Source organism: Prevotella sp. P3-92 (genome assembly GCF_002251205.1).
Lineage (GTDB): Bacteria > Bacteroidota > Bacteroidia > Bacteroidales > Bacteroidaceae > Prevotella.
Window position 1 is genome coordinate 46558 of sequence record NZ_NPJE01000002.1, and the last position, 17081, is coordinate 63638.

At 48.7% G+C, this 17081-nt stretch carries 7 protein-coding genes; all 7 read left to right on the top strand.

Annotated elements, in window-relative coordinates:
* Positions 1 to 330: 330 nt before the first annotated feature.
* The 7 genes from CIK93_RS00420 to CIK93_RS00450 all read left to right on the top strand — a co-directional run bounded on the left by CIK93_RS00420 (position 331) and on the right by CIK93_RS00450 (position 17016).
* Positions 331 to 1161, top strand: coding sequence for an OmpA family protein (locus CIK93_RS00420; protein ID WP_094389716.1), 831 nt, complete (start codon positions 331 to 333; stop codon positions 1159 to 1161).
* Between the two features lie 204 nt (positions 1162 to 1365).
* Positions 1366 to 2658 carry a hypothetical protein gene (locus CIK93_RS00425; RefSeq protein ID WP_254046695.1) on the top strand — a complete coding sequence of 431 codons (1293 nt, stop codon included), beginning with the start codon at positions 1366 to 1368 and terminating at the stop codon, positions 2656 to 2658.
* A 23-nt stretch (positions 2659 to 2681) separates the two neighbouring features.
* Positions 2682 to 5090 (top strand): glycoside hydrolase N-terminal domain-containing protein, encoded by a 2409-nt coding sequence (locus tag CIK93_RS00430; RefSeq protein ID WP_094446249.1) that lies wholly within the window; start codon positions 2682 to 2684, stop codon positions 5088 to 5090.
* 26 nt (positions 5091 to 5116) lie between these two features.
* A complete protein-coding gene (locus CIK93_RS00435; RefSeq protein ID WP_094446250.1) occupies positions 5117 to 6574 on the top strand; it encodes a glycoside hydrolase family 140 protein in 1458 nt (485 codons plus the stop codon).
* Between the two features lie 45 nt (positions 6575 to 6619).
* Positions 6620 to 10498 (top strand): family 78 glycoside hydrolase catalytic domain, encoded by a 3879-nt coding sequence (locus CIK93_RS00440; protein WP_094446265.1) that lies wholly within the window; start codon positions 6620 to 6622, stop codon positions 10496 to 10498.
* Positions 10495 to 13152, top strand: coding sequence for a glycoside hydrolase family 20 zincin-like fold domain-containing protein (locus tag CIK93_RS00445; RefSeq protein ID WP_094446251.1), 2658 nt, complete (start codon positions 10495 to 10497; stop codon positions 13150 to 13152). The genes CIK93_RS00440 and CIK93_RS00445 overlap by 4 nt, the downstream gene beginning before the upstream one ends.
* A gap of 21 nt (positions 13153 to 13173) precedes the next feature.
* The gene (locus CIK93_RS00450; RefSeq protein WP_371327184.1) at positions 13174 to 17016 is read left to right on the top strand and encodes a malectin domain-containing carbohydrate-binding protein; all 3843 of its coding nucleotides are present in this window, start codon (positions 13174 to 13176) and stop codon (positions 17014 to 17016) included.
* Positions 17017 to 17081 lie beyond the last annotated feature (65 nt).

A 17081-nucleotide genomic window follows, 5' to 3' on the forward strand; every position in this document is an offset into this window, starting at 1 on the left:
TGTCACATAACAAAAACAACTAAACATGATGGGCATGACGATAGGCTGCACCTCGGAAATAAAAGAAAAACTCCGTTTCTCTTTGTATTTCGCTCGGTTTGCACTATCTTTGAGACTGCGTCTCTTAGATAGGCTGCACCTCGGAAATACAAATAAATCCTAATTTATTTTGTATTCCTCTCGGTTTGCACTATCTTTGAGACTGCGTCTCTTAGATAGGCTGCACCTCGGAAATAAAAGAAAAACTCCGTTTCTCTTTGTATTTCGCTCGGTTTGCACTATCTTTGCAACATCAATATACGAAGTACTCACTAAAAACTATAGAATGAAATGAAGAAGATTAACATTGTAACGACATTCGCAATAGCATTGCTGTTGTCCAGTTGTGCTATGAAAAAAGACCTGGCTGCATGTCAGGAGGAGAATAAAGCGTTGCAGACTAACTATGTGGATACCAAAGAGAAATTGGCCGCTGCCAATGTTCGCGTAGCCAGTTTGGAAGAACAACTCAAGCGTCAGGAGCAGGCTGTTAGTGCATTACAGCAGTCGCTCGACAAGAGTTTGAGCAATGCCAATCAGAACAACGTAAGCATCGACAAACTTGTAGATCAGATCAATGAGTCCAATAAGTATATTCGTCATCTGGTGGAAATCAAGTCGAAAAGCGACTCGCTCAATGTGGTTTTGACCAACAATCTGACTCGTTCGCTCTCGAAAGAAGAACTCAAAGAAGTGGACGTGCAGGTGCTCAAGGGTGTTGTCTATATCTCATTGGCAGACAACATGCTCTACAAGTCTGGATCGTATGAAATCAACGACCGCGCAGCAGAGACACTTTCGAAGATTGCAAAAATCATCAAAGACTACAAAGACTATGATGTGCTGATCGAAGGAAATACTGACAATGTACCCATCAATCGTGAAAACATTCGCAACAACTGGGACCTCTCTTGCCTCCGTGCGTCAAGCGTGGTACAGGCACTTCAAAACCAGTATGGTGTAGATCCTAAGCGTCTGACCGCTGGTGGTCGTGGTGAGTATAACCCACTCCAGCCCAACACCACCGAATTGGGCAAGCAGCGCAACCGTCGCACACAGATTATTATCACTCCGAAACTCGACGAATTCATGGAGTTGATAGGACAGGCTCCTGAAGAATAATACGATCAAGAAATATAGCGTAGGAGGGCAACCGTTCAGATGGATGGTTGCCCTCTATGCTTTTCATACGGCAATAAATAGAGAAAATATACATTCAAGGAAACGTTTCATCATTTCTTTTTCTTTCATTCACTTTCCACCGATGACAAACAGACCCTTTGTGCGTCTATATAATAAGGTATATATACTATCTAATAGAAAACAATGAAAAGAATATGGACAACAGTCTTTGCTACCATACTATGCACCATGGTCATGGCACAGACTTTCGAAACAAACTACAAACGCCCAGTGGGCGATTTGATGAACGATGTGGCTCAGCGTTTCGGCGTGCGATTCAAATATAATGTAGATACCGTAGGACGACAATTGCCCTATGCCGACTTCCGTGTGCGCCCTTATTCCATAGAGGAAACACTCGACAATATCTGCAAATACTTCGATTGGAACTGGTGGAAACAAAGTGACAAACTCTATAAAATAAAGCCCTACGAGTATCCACGCCGACATGTGGAAGAGGGACAGCAGATGCTCAACTACCTCTCAACGCTCTATCAGAACAAGGAACAATGGGAGGCGCGTCGCGACACACTTCGTCGCGAAGTGAGACAAAGGTTAGGTCTCGACGCCTTTCTCGATTCATGCGTATTGGGCAAACCCATACTTTCCAAAATCATCCGACACGATGGATATACTACCCAGAATATCTGTATCGAACTGACTCCGGGTCAGCATCTCTTCGGCACCATATATGCTTCGACCGCAAAGGGGAAGCATGCACTCATCATTTGTCCAGACGGACACTGGCCCATGCGCTATCGAAAAGACGAGCAACAACGCCTCGGAACACTGGCACGCATGGGAGCCGTATGTGTGGATTTCGATCTCTATGGATGGGGACAGTCGGCTGAAGAAGTGGGCGAGGCAGCCCATCACACCAGTCGTGCCCATGTCTATCAGGCAGCTTGTGGCTATGTATTGCTCGACTATATGCTGACCAACCGGAAAGACATCGACCATCAGCGCGTAGGCGTGATGGGTGGAAGTGGCGGCGGAACCCACACCGTACTGCTGTCGCTATTGGATAATCGGGTGACAGCATCGGCACCTGTAGTGCATCTCGCCTCCCATTTTGATGGCGGATGCCCCTGTGAGAGCGGAATGCCTGTGCAGTTGAGCGCAGGAGGAACGTGCGAACCCGAACTGGCTGCCGTTATGGCACCGCGCCCCATGCTTATTGTTAGCGACGGTGGTGACTGGACAGCATCGGTACCTACCGTAGAAATGCCTTATCTACAACGCATCTATGGATTCTATGGTGCGAAAGAACAAGTACGCAATGTGCATCTTCCCAATGAGCGACACGACTTCGGACCCAATAAACGCAAGGCGGTATATGACTTCTTTATCGATGTGTTCCATCTCGACCGCTCTAAGCTCGACGAGAGTAAAGTGGCCATCTTGCCTGATGAAGCTCTGAAAACAAAATTAAAATAATACACACAATACCCTTTCAAACTATGATGAAACGTAATCTGCTATTACTCCTGCTGTTTGTAGGATGCGTCACTATGAAAGCCCAAGACTATCGGCTGTGGTACGACAAACCGGCCATGACATGGACACAGGCATTACCCGTAGGTAATGGCGTAGTGGGTGGCATGGTGTTTGGACAACCTGCCGTGGAGCATATCCAACTCAATGAAGAGACAATCTGGGCTGGACAGCCCAACAATGTGGTCAATCCTGAGGCAAAAAAATATTTGCCACAGGTGCAGCAGCTTATCCTTGAAGGTAAATATCGCGAAGCACAAGACTTGGCCAATGCGAAGGTTATGCCCAATGCTGCGGGACAAAACATGGGAATGCCCTATCAGCCCTTCGGCGATCTCTATATATCAATGGCTGGACATGCAGACTATCAGGACTATGAACGATGGCTCGATCTCAGCACCGCACGGTCTATGGTCAGCTATACATCGGGTGGTGTGCGCTATCAGCGTGAAGTGTTTACTCCCATTGGCGGTCCCGCAGTAGTGGCAGTACACTTGACTGCCAGCAAACCGGGACAACTGACGTTTACCGCACACATGACCTCACCACATGATAATGTGTTGACTGCCAGCGAAGGACAACAAGTCATTCTCCACGGCGTATCGGCCAAACACGAAGGACTCAAAGGTAAAGTGCGATTCATGGGACGCCTCGCGGCTGTCACACGTGGCGGACACATTCATTGTAGCGACGGCAATCTCAGTGTCGTTGGCGCCGATGAGGCTACGCTATATGTGGCTATTGCTACCAACGTGAAAAACTATAAAGACATCACAGGCGATGAGGCGATGCTGTCGAAACAACGCCTCCAGCAAGCCATTACAACGGGATGTGAGGCTCTGCGCGAACAGCATACAGCTCGTTATCGCCACTACTACGACCGCGTGTCGCTGAATCTTGGTGCCGATGCCTTTGCCAAAGAGAGTACCAGCCGACGCGTGGAACACTTCGGTGAACGTACCGACAACTATCTCGTGGCTACCTATTTCCAGTTTGGCCGCTATCTGCTTATCTCATCGTCACAGCCTGATAATATCAATCCCGCCAATCTGCAAGGCATCTGGAACGAGAAGATGTTGCCTTCATGGGACTCGAAATACACGACCAATATCAATCTTGAGATGAACTACTGGCCTGCCGAACCTACCAATCTCACCGAGATGAATGCACCATTGTTCCGATTGATAGAGGAAGTGAGCAACACTGGACGACAGACAGCACGCGAGATGTATGGTGTAGATGGATGGGTGCTCCACCATAACACCGACCAATGGCGCATCACAGGACCTGTGGATCGGGCGCAGACAGGATTATGGCCCGTAGGGTCGGCATGGCTTTGCCGCCACTTGTGGGAACACTATCTATATACTGCCGACAAGGATTTTCTCAAGAAATCCTATCCTGTCATGTTGCAGGCTGCGCTATTCTATACCCAGACTATGATACCTGACCCACGTCATCATAATTGGTTGGTGGTGTGTCCTGGCGAATCGCCTGAACATGGTGGCAAAGGGCGCCCATCACCACTCGATGCCGGTGTAACGATGGACAATCAAATTGTCAGCGAACTCTATACCAATGTGTTGGCTGCTGCAAAACTACTGGGCGAACACAACGATACACTTGATCTGATCAAGCAACAACTCTCGCAGATGCCTCCGATGCAAGTGGGACGATGGGGACAATTACAGGAGTGGCTCGACGATGTAGATGATCCTAACGACAACCACCGACATTTCTCACACCTCTTTGGACTCTATCCCAGCAATCAGATTTCTCCATACCGCACACCTCGTCTGTTTGATGCTGCAAAGGTGTCGCTGACGCATAGAGGCGATGTTTCGACCGGTTGGTCGATGGGATGGAAAGTATGCTCATGGGCACGATTGTTGGATGGTGACCATGCTTACAAACTCATCAAAGACCAACTCACACTGACTGCCGACACCTTCTTGATATTCGGCACTGTCAAACAGCGTGGCGGAACCTATCCCAATCTCTTTGACGCACATCCCCCATTCCAGATTGATGGCAACTTCGGATGTACGGCTGGTATTGCCGAAATGCTGTTGCAAAGCCACGATGGATTCCTTTATCTCCTGCCCGCACTACCTTCAGTATGGCCAAACGGCAGCGTGAAAGGACTGGTAGCGCGAGGCGGTTTTGAGGTCGATATGGATTGGCAAAACGGTCGTATCACTAAGGCTGTTATCCATTCGCGACATGGCGGTAAATGTCTGATCCGTAGTAAAGTGGCACTCCATCATAAGAATCTGAAGCGCATCAAGGACACCCAGAAGGGCGCTGACGGTATCGCACCGACACAACTCTACCAACTGACCACTGTGGCAGGAGGTGAATATATACTGAAATAATCATCGATACAAAAACAATAAACGATATGAAAAGACTCACATCCATTCTCGGACTGCTGCTGCTGGCTATCGGCATGCAGGCTGTCAAACCATGGAGCCATGGCGTATTGAAAGTGGCAGACAACCAACGCTATCTGCAATTTGCCGATGGAACTCCGTTCTTCTGGCTTGCTGACACAGGATGGCTTTTACCCGAACGTCTCGACCGCAGTGAGGCGGAATATTATCTGCAACGCTGTGCTAAAGCGGGATATAATGTGATTCAGGTGCAGACTATTGATGGTGTGCCTGCCTATAATATCTATGGACAACCCTCCAATATCGATGGATGGAACTTCCAACACATTGACCGTAAAGGGGTTTATGGCTATTGGGATCACATGGATTATATCATAGACCAAGCTGCAGATAAGGGTATATATATCGGTATGGTATGTATCTGGGGCGGACTGGTTAAGGCCGGTAAACTATCGGTGGAAGATGCTAAACGGTATGGTACATTTCTTGCCAACCGTTATAAAAACAAGCCAAACATTATCTGGATCATGGGTGGAGATATACAGGGAAATATCCGACCAGAGGTATGGGAGACTCTCGCCACAACGATTAAAGCAATCGATAAGAACCACCTGATGACCTATCATCCACGTGGACGATACACTTCTGCACGATGGTGGAGCAAGGCTGCATGGCTCGATTTTCACATGTTCCAAAGTGGGCACCGACGTTACGGACAGCGTATGGGCAATGCTGACTATCCTATTCCTGATAACACAGAAGAGGACAATTGGATGTATGTAGATTCTACATGGGCACACAAACCCATAAAGCCTGTGCTTGATGCAGAACCCTCCTACGAGGACATTCCTGTAGGATTGCATGATGCCAATGAGGCTCGATGGAAAGATTATGATGTCAGACGTTATGCCTATTGGAGCGTTTTTGCCGGTAGTTGTGGCCACACTTATGGACATAATGCTATCATGCAGATGCTCAAACCGGGTTATCCCACATCCTATGGTGATGCTGGTGATGTGAAAACATGGTATCAGGCACTCAACGATCCTGGCTTCAATCAGATGCAATATCTGAAGCGTCTGATTCTTTCCTTCCCTTATTTCGAACGGGTGGCTGACCAAAGTGTCATTGAAGACAACGGAGAGAAATACAATCGCCTTATTGCTACACGAGGCAATGACTATTTGTTGGTATATAACTACAATAGTAATGCCATGCGTCTGAATCTGACAAAGATTTCCGGAGATAAGAAGAAGGTGTGGTGGATGAGTGCTGCAAATGGACAATTGCGCTATTTGGGTGAATATGAAAACAAAGTCATGACATTCAGATATCACCCACAGACTACTGGCATAGAAGACGGTGTCCTTATTGCTGTGGATGCCTCCAAAGACTATCTTAAAGAAGACCAACAACAACTCTCTGCCGATGGCTATCAGCCGAAAGCACGCGACCTGAACGAATAAGATGACGCGATGATGAATCATACCACTACTATACGCAATAAAAATATGAAAACACTTCTCGTTCTTGTCATGGCTTTTTTTGCTTTTGGCGCAGAGGCGAAAGTCGGACTGACAAAGCTTCGCGTGGAGAATATGGATCAGCCTGCTGTCATAGCAACATCGCAGCCACACTTCTCATGGCAGATAGTTTCCGATAAGAATAATGTGCGACAAACGGCCTATCAGATTGTTGTGGCAGATGCACAAGGGGAGGTTTGGAATTCTGGCAAAGTCATTTCAGACCGCCAGCTATGGGTGGAATATCAAGGAACCCCACTCTCTGGAGCTGCCGATTATACTTGGCAAGTGAAGGTATGGACTACTGCTGGCGAGAGTGCATGGACGGATGCTACTCCCTTTGCTATAGGTCTGCTTAGCGAAGCCAAATGGCGTGGTTATTGGATAGGATTGGAGCGTATGATGCCTGGAGAGCAACGCACAATCCATACACGCATGGCTGCTCGCTATCTGCGTAAGGAGTTTGAACTGAAAAACAAAACGGTGCGACGCGCTACAGCATACGTTGCCGGTATAGGTTTGCATGAGTTTTATGTGAACGGACAACGTATGGGTGATGGAGTTTTGAACCCTATCCCATCAGACTATCGTAAGACTATTTACTATAACACCTACGATGTAACGTCGCAAACTACAGCGGGCAAACGCATCTGTCTGGCTATTGTATTGGGCAACGGACGACTGTTCCCTATGCAGCAACACAAGCCGTATAAGATTCCTGTGTTCGGCTTCCCTAAGTGTCGTATCAATGTCAAGGTGGAATATACAGATGGTACCACACAACTTCTACAGACTGACGATAAGGGGTGGAAGGTAACTGCTGAAGGACCAATACGCGCTAACAATGAATATGACGGTGAGGAGTATGACGCCCGTAAGGAACTGACGGGATGGGCTTCTGTAGGTTTTGATGACTCGCAATGGATGAAAGCTGAACGGACTGATATACCCACCGGAGTGCTTCGCCCACAGGGAAAAGGCATGAAAGTCAACGGTACTGTCGATATCCGTCAACTCAACGGACGGATCGTTGATGTGGGTCAGAATATGGCTGGATGGCTGAAAGTCAGAGTACGTGGTCATCAAGGCGACACCATTCGCATCATCTATGCAGAGCGATTAAATGCCGATGGTACGCTCTATCGCGATAATTTTCGCAATGCACAATCTACAGATATCTATGTTTGTAACGGAAAGGAAGGTAAAAACGGAAGATGGTGGACACCCACATTCGTATATCATGGCTTCCGTTATGTAGAGATACAAGGATTGAAAAATCTTACGCTTGCAGACTGTAAGGCAGAAACTGTAGGCGATGAGATGGCGGTACTTGGACATTTCGAGTGTAGCGATACGATATTAAACAAAGTCATGCATAATGCCTTCTGGGGTATTGCCAGCAATTACAAGGGGATGCCTGTGGATTGTCCGCAACGCGACGAACGACAGCCGTGGTTGGGCGATCGCACAATGGGGTCGCTTGGTGAGAGCTTTTTGTTTGATAACGAACACCTTTATGCAAAGTGGATGCGTGACATCTGTGAGGCACAGCGATCTGATGGATGTATTCCTGACGTGGCACCTGCATTCTGGAATTACTATAGTGATAACGTGACATGGCCTGCTGCTCTGCCTTTCACTTGTGATATGTTGTGGCGACAGTTTGGCAATCGGCAACCCATTGACGATTCTTATCCTACTATTCGCAAATGGGTATTGCACATGATAGAGGAATACTGCCAAAATGGTATTATCACCAAAGATAAATATGGTGACTGGTGTCCGCCACCTGAAAAACTTGACTTAATCCACGCTCAAGATCCCAATCGCATTACTGATGGAAAACTGATAGCCACGGCTTATATGATTCGTGTGCTACAGTTGTTGGAACAATGGAATTGTGAGCCAGAGCGCTGGAATCCTATCCGAAAGACAATGACAGAGGCCTTCAACCGCAATTTTCTGACGGTTCGTAAAGGTACTTCGCTACGTCCGGGACATGTGCTCTTCCCTGATTCTACCTATTATGGTAATAATACCGTGACAGCAAATATCCTGCCTTTGGCATTGGGCATAGTACCCGATAGTTGCAAGAGTGACATTGTTCGTCAGGTGGTGGAGAATATTTGTGTCAAGAACAAAGGTCATGTGTCGTGTGGTGTCATAGGCATATCATGGTTATTGCGCACACTTTCCGACAATGGATTTGCCGACGTGGCATATCTTCTCGCCACTCAGAAGAGTTATCCCTCATGGGGATATATGGCAAACAATGGGGCTACTACCATTTGGGAACTATGGAATGGTAATACTGCCAACCCCCGAATGAACTCAGGTAATCATGTGATGCTCTTGGGCGACCTATTGCCTTGGTGTTACCAGTATATTGGTGGAATCCGTACTAATGATGCTTTCCGCCATTTCACACTTCGTCCTTCATTCGATATACAGGACTGTGAATGGGCAAACGTAGATTACGAGTCGCCTTACGGTCGCATTAGCAGTCATTGGAGAAAGACCTTACAACATTTGGACTGGGAGGTGGAAGTGCCTTGTAATACTACAGCAGAGGTTTATCTGCCTGATGGTACAGTCAAAACTGTAGGTTCTGGACATTACCAGTTCCGTGTTGAGATTCCCACAGCACATGCCGCTATAATGAAAGATGAGTTCCTTTATGAACATACACTTTTCCCTGAGGCACATGCCGGAACTATTGTAGAGACCAAGAAAGGCGATCTTATCACCGCATACTTCGGTGGAACGCATGAACGCGACCCTGATGTTTGCATCTATGTCAATATCAAACGCAAGGGCGAGAACCACTGGTCAACCCCTATACTTGCTGCAGACGGTGTGTTCCAAATAGGAACTCCACAGGCAGCATTAGCAGGACTGTCGGGCATCAACGCAGAAACAACCTCTGCAGAAGCCGGTCCGGTGAAGACGCTCAGTGATCAACGTGGCGCATTGACCTATGATTATCTCACTAAGAAGACGCTTGTCACGCTTCCGAAAGGTCTCAAACGCAAGGCATGTTGGAATCCTGTACTCTTTGAGATGCCTGATGGCGAACTTTGGCTGTTTTTCAAAATAGGATCAACGGTAGGGGATTGGACCGGATGGCTTACAAAATCGAAGGATGGCGGCCGTACTTGGAGTGACAAGGAACCGTTGCCGAAAGGTTTTCTCGGCCCTATTAAGAACAAGCCCGAACTGATTGACGGTCGTCTGATATGCGGTTCTTCTACCGAAGGAAAGGGTTGGCGCTTCCATGTGGAGATTTACGACATAGCTACCAAGACTTGGAAATACGTGGGACCGATAGAGGCAGCCAACGAACCAGCCACCATTGACCTGGCTGCAGATACTAAAGATCTTGCCCATCCCATATATCATGAAGGCAAATCGGCATTGCCCATCTATAGCATACAACCCTCCATTCTTCGTCTGTCTGATGGACGCTTGCAGGTGTTGATGCGCACGCGCAATGGTCGTCTTGCCACCTCTTTCTCCAATGATCATGGAGATTCTTGGTCGAAAGTGGTGTTGACAGACGTGCCCAACAACCAGAGTGGCACCGATGCTGTGACTCTGCGTGATGGTCGCCATGCTTTGATTTATAACGATTTTGAGACGCTGCCCGATACAAAGAAAGGTCCGCGCACACCTTTGTCGTTAGCGTTGAGCACCGATGGCTCTCATTGGCAAAAGGTGTTGACCTTAGAAGATTCGCCCATCGACCAATATTCCTATCCCGCTATTATACAGGGTAAAGATGGCACGTTGCATTGTCTCTATACCTGGCGCCGACAGCGGATGGCCTACAAACAAATCAATCTGAAGAAACTGAAACAAGACAAATGAAAAAACTACTCACTATGATTTTGCTGGCTGTCAGCATAGTATCCTATGCTCAGACATTCAGCATCACCACTCGCCGAGAGGCTTCCAACCGCGAAAAGTTTGCAGCCGAATATCTGTCGCGCAAGCTCTCTGCGTTGGGTTATTCCTTTGTCAAGGGTAAAGCAGACTATCGCATCTCTCTGATAATATCGAAAGACAGCACCGTTTTGAAGCAAGAAGGCTTTCGTCTTTCACAGCGCAAACGCACCATCACGATAGAAGGTGGCGATGCCACGGGAGTCATCTATGGATGCAACGAACTGGTGGAACAGGTGAAGAAAAACCACATGTTGATGGTTTCGCCTACCATGCAACACCCCGAAATGGTGATGCGTGGCACTTGTATCGGTCTGCAGAAAACCGTCTATCTACCGGGGCATGGAGTCTATGAGTATCCTTATACTCCCGAAAACTTCCCTTGGTTCTACGATAAAGCAGAGTGGGTGAAATATCTCGATATGATGGTTGAGAACCGTATGAACTCGCTCTATTTATGGAATGGACATCCTTTTGCCTCCTTAGTAAAACTGAAAGACTATCCCTTTGCCTTAGAGGTTGACGAGGCTACGTTCCGTAAGAATGAAGAGATATTCTCCTTTCTTACGCATGAAGCCGACCGTCGCGGCATCTTCGTTATACAGATGTTTTATAACATTATCCTCAGCAAACCCTTTGCAGACCACTATGGACTGAAGACCCAGGACCGTCATCGCCCCATCACACCACTCATAAGCGATTATACCCGTAAGTCTGTTGCGGCTTTTATCGAGAAATATCCCAACGTGGGATTGCTGGTATGTTTGGGTGAGGCCATGGCATCTATTGACGATGATGTGAAATGGATGAAGGAGACCATCATACCCGGTATCAAAGACGGACTGAAAGCATCTGGCCGTACCGACATACCTCCTGTTGTGTTGCGTTCCCACGATACCGATGGTCCATTGGTACTCCGTGAGTCATTACCACTATATCCCAATATCTATACGATGTCGAAATATACAGGTGAGTCGCTTACTACTTACGAGCCGGGTGGACCGTGGGGTGAAACCCATAGACAACTGGCTGCCGCCGCCCCTGTCCATATCGACAATGTGCATATCCTTGCCAATCTGGAACCTTGGCGATGGTCGTCACCGGCGTTTATCAGTAAGACGGTAGAGGCTATGCACCGTGTACACCATTCAAAAGGATTGCATCTCTATCCCCAAGCCAGTTATTGGGACTGGCCCTATGCAGCAGATAAATTGCCAGATGGACGTAGATTGAAACAGTTGGACCGCGATTGGATGTGGTATAAGGCATGGGGCCGTTATGCTTGGAACTGTCATCGTAACAACGATAATGACTATTGGAAGCAGGTTTTGGCAGATTATTACCAGACCGATACTCTTACGGCAGGTTGCATACTCAATGCCTATGATGAGTCTGGAGAGATTGCGCCCAAGTTGTTGCGCCGTTTCGGAATTACCGAGGGCAATCGCCAAACACTCCTGTTGGGCATGAAAATGGGACAACTGGTCAATCCTTACAAATATACCATCTATCCTGGATTCTATGAAAGTTGTGGTCCCAAGGGTGAAAAACTCATAGAATACGTGGAAAAGGAATGGAACCATCAGTCGCATGAAGGCGAGTTGCCTCTTGATATCATAGACCAATGTGTGGATCATGGTGCTGCAGCTCTTGCCGCCATCACTTCCATTCAATCCGAAACGCTGGGCAACCACAGAGACGAGTTCCTTCGTTTGCAGAACGATATGCGTTGCTATTACCATTTTGCCAAGGCTTTCCGTCTGAAAGTGTTGGCTGCCCATCAGGCTCTCAACTACAAATGGAGCAAGGATATCAGTCATCTTGATGCTGCCGTTCCGTTGTTGGAGCAGTCTATTGAAGAATGGCGCAAGCTCTGCCAACTCACCGCCGACACCTATCTCTATGCCAATTCCATGCAGACCGCACAGCGTCGCATCCCTGTAGGTGGCGACAATGGCAAGTATAAGACTTGGACAGAGATGCTGCCCATCTATGAAGAAGAGTTGGAAGCACTTCGACAGAACATCTACCGATTGCGTCATCCTGCTGATTCCACAGCCACAGCCCATATTGCGGCAATCACTCCAGCCCCAGTGAAACTGTCCGACGGACAGCAGACCGTGACACTAACCAAGGATGCCATACTTTTCGAAGGTCGTCCCGATACTAAGGTTGATGCCGTAGCCCCCGAACTGGAAGGTCTTCAAGCCCTTGTCCTCAATCGCGATACTACTCGCATCAAGGGTACCACCATTAGTTTTTCATCGCCCAAGCCTGTTAAAGTGCTGGTTGGATTCTTTCAGGATGATGACCATAAATGGGCGAATCCTCCAAAATTGGAGATTGATGCCACGGGCAATGAATATGGTCAGGCAGAGCCCGTATTGACCAATGCCATCAGTATGCTACAAATGCCGAAGGTCAATATCCATCAGTATTGTCTTCCTGCTGGTAATCATTTGTTGCGTTTGCCAAAGGGCATCATCATGGTGGCTGGTTTTACATCCAGTGAAATTCAGCCCCGCGATGCAGGACTCAACGGTGCCGGCAACGAGGTTGATTGGCTGTTTCAGAAATAAAACGAATCAGATACGACAATGATGCATACTACTACATTTACCCACCGGATGTTTCTGTTGCTGTCAGCCTTGTTGCTGTTGAGTCAAATATCCTTTGCTGCACGCCATAAGCAAAAGGTGGCTGTCACTCGCGAGGACATGAAGCGCGTCTATGACGAAGTACGCACACCTTATAAATATGGTATGGTGGTGGCTCCCGCCGATAATGGTCATAAGATTGACTGTCCTACGGTGTTCCGCGAAGGCAATCGTTGGCTGATGACCTATGTGGTGTATAATGGTAAAGGCGGACTTGATGGACGTGGCTATGAGACATGGCTGGCATCGAGCGACGACCTCTTACACTGGCAAGTGGAAGGTCGATTGCTGAGTTATCGCGATGCCGGATGGGACATGAATCAGCGTGGTGGATTCCCTGCACTTATAGACTGGACATGGAATGGCAGTTACCGCATAAACACCTATAAGGGCCATCACTGGATGACCTATATTGGCGGGCACGGCACTGGTTATGAAGCAGTACGCGAACCTTTACATATTGGATTGGCATGGACTGCAGGCGATGTCAGCAAAGCCCACGAATGGGAGTCGCTGTCGCGCCCAGTGATGTCCATCAACGATAAGGATGCGCAATGGTGGGAGAAGTTGGTACAATATAAAAGTACGGTATATGACGACCCCAAGCGCACGCTGGGCAAGCGTTTTGTGATGTTCTACAATGCCGGCGGCATCAATCCATCCAACCAACTGAAAGCTGAGCGCATCGGTATAGCCCTTAGCAACGACATGAAACACTGGCAGCGCTACAAGGGCAATCCCATTTATAGCCATGAAGCACCCGGCATTATCACGGGCGATGCACAGATTGTGAAGATGGGCAACCTTTTTGTCATGTTCTATTTCTCTGCTTACAATCCGTCTCGTCGCTATAGTGCCTACAATACCTTTGCCGTCAGTCGCGACCTTATCCATTGGACTGACTGGGACGGTGAAGACTTGATAATCCCCTCAAAGCCCTACGACAACCTGTTTGCGCATAAGAGTTATGTGGTGAAACATGATGGTGTAGTCTATCATTTCTACTGTGCTGTCAACAACGACCAGCAACGTGGCATTGCTGTGGCTACCAGTCGGCCGATGGGACGGTCTTCTGTCCACTTTCCAAAAGCCGAGAAGAAAGGTCGCCGCCAAGTGACCAACCTCAACGAAGGGTGGCAGGCACGCCTGCCGGGTAAGGGCAAGAAGGAGGCTATAAAAGTCAATCTGCCCCACAATTTCGATGACTATTACGGCTACCGACAGTTGCGCCATGGCAATCTGCACGGCAATGCCGACTATACCAAAACCATCGAATGTAAGAAACAAGCAGGTCGCCGCTACTTCCTTCAGTTGGAAGGCGTGGGCACCTATGCCACAGTCAGCATCAATGGTCATGCATATCCGCGCGAACTGGTAGGCCGTACGGTCTATACGCTCGATGTGACCGATCGTTTGAAAACGGGCACCAACCAATTGTCCATCCATGTGGAGCACCCATCTATGCAGACCGAGTCACCCTGGGTGTGTGGTGGTTGCTCGTCGGAATGGGGCTTCTCTGAGGGCAGTCAACCATTGGGCATCTTCCGCCCCGTATCGCTCATCGAGACCGACGAGGTGCGTATCGAACCGTTTGGTGTACACATTTGGAACAACAACACCTGTGATTCGGTATATATCGAAACCGAGGTGAAGAACTACGGCAGTTTGCCAGCCACCTTCGAACTCGTCAATAAGTTCACGTTAGCCAGTGGCAAGCAACTTTTCCGACAGAGCGATACCTTGACTTTGCAACCCGGCGAGACCCGCATGATAGCCTGTGCTGAGGCTGTGGCAGATGCACATCGATGGAGTTTGACTGATCCTTATCTCTACACCTTGGCATCTATGATCAAGCGGCAAGGCAAAACTACCGATGAGGTACGCACGCCTTTCGGCATAAGAAGCATATCTTGGCCCGTACTGCGCCATGATAACGATCCCCGATTCTATCTCAACGGTCAGCCAACCTTTATCAATGGCACCTGTGAGTACGAACATCTTTTAGGTCAGAGCCATGCGTTTTCCAACGAACAGATACGTTCACGCATGAAAATGATACGCCACGCCGGATACAATGCCTTGCGCGAAGCCCATCAGCCCCATAATTTGCTTTATCAGCAACTTGCCGACGAACAGGGAATGCTCTTCTGGAGTCAGTTCTCAGCCCATATCTGGTACGACACACCGGCATTCCGACAGAACTTCAAACGCTTATTGGTGAGATGGATAAAAGAGCGTCGCAACTCGCCGAGCGTAATCCTTTGGGGACTGCAAAACGAAAGTGTGTTGCCCAAAGACTTTGCCGAAGAGTGTTCTGCCATTATCCGTTCACTCGACCCCACCTGTCATGACCAGCGTGCCATTACCACTTGCAATGGCGGTGAAGGTACCGATTGGAATGTGGTACAGAACTGGAGCGGCACCTATGGCGGTTCTGCCGACAACTATCATCAGGAGTTGTGTCGTCCCGACCAGTTGCTCAATGGTGAATACGGTGCTTGGCGCACCCTTGATCTGCATGGCGAAGCAAAATACAGTGAGGAAAAGAGCACCCAACTGCTTACTACCAAGATGCGCTTAGCCGAGCAGGTTGCCGACAGCGTCTGCGGTCATTTCCAGTGGATCTTCGTTTCTCACGACAATCCCGGACGCGTGCAACCCGATGGTGCCTACCGCCGTATCGACCGTGTGGGCCCCATCAACTACAAAGGCCTGCTCACCATCTGGGAAGAACCATCGCTCGCCTATACCACCATAGCCCAAAGAGGAAAGAGCAACACCCCATCGCTCCGACTCACAGCCGCCGACCATCAGACCGATTGCCTGCGTGCTGCCGAGGGCTACCACTATCTCTATCGTATCAACTGCGGTGGCGATTGTATGACAGATGAATATGGACAGCAGTGGCACGCCGATGATCAGCGCTACTGGCACTCGTGGGCACAGGACTTCAAGAACATCGATCCGCGTCAAGCCAGCCAACGCCACATCACTGATAGCATACGCGGAACACAGTCAGCAAGCCTCTTCCAGTATTTCCGCTTCGGTCGTCACCGTCTTTGGTACGATTTCCCTGTTGCCGATGGCGATTATCGAGTAGAGCTATACTTCGCAGAACCATGGCACGGAAAGGATGGGGGAGAACACGATGACTATGAGGGATTGCGCATCTTTGATGTAGCAGTCAACGATTCGGTTGTTATCGACGATCTCGACCTGTGGGCAGAGGCAGGCTATTGTGCCGCCACCAAACGTGTGGCGAATGTTCATGTGGAGGGCGGTCATCTGCGCATTTCGTTCCCAGAGGTTAAAGCCGGACAGGCTGTTATCAGTGGCATTGCCATCGCTTCACTGCAGCCAGTGGTTGAAACTCCCCACGATTGTCGTCCGACATGGCAAGCGCTCGATACCGACACCATAGCTCGACTGCCCAAAGACCTCTTGCCCAAGGACACAGAGACTCGTCCTGCCGTGGCTTACAAACCGTTGACAACCCCTGCCGAAGGTCAGGTTGCCGCCACGCAGTTTGTCATTCAACCGGGTCTCGGACAGGAATATGCGCTGCGTTTCCGCTATAAGAACACGACGGGCGCACCTGTTGTGGCACGCCTGACCATTGTTGATGCCAAGCAGATTACGCTGGTGGATCGCAAGATCACCTTCCCTGCCACGCCCAACAAGTTTAAGATGCTCTCCACCACCACCGAAACACAGATCAATGCCGGCACCTATACCGTCACGGTAGAGTCGGCAGACGTATCGTTTCGCGAACTTGAAATACAATAAACGATGATTCGTTTCCCATACACTATACTCATGTCAACGATGAAGAATCCTATCCTGCGCCTCGT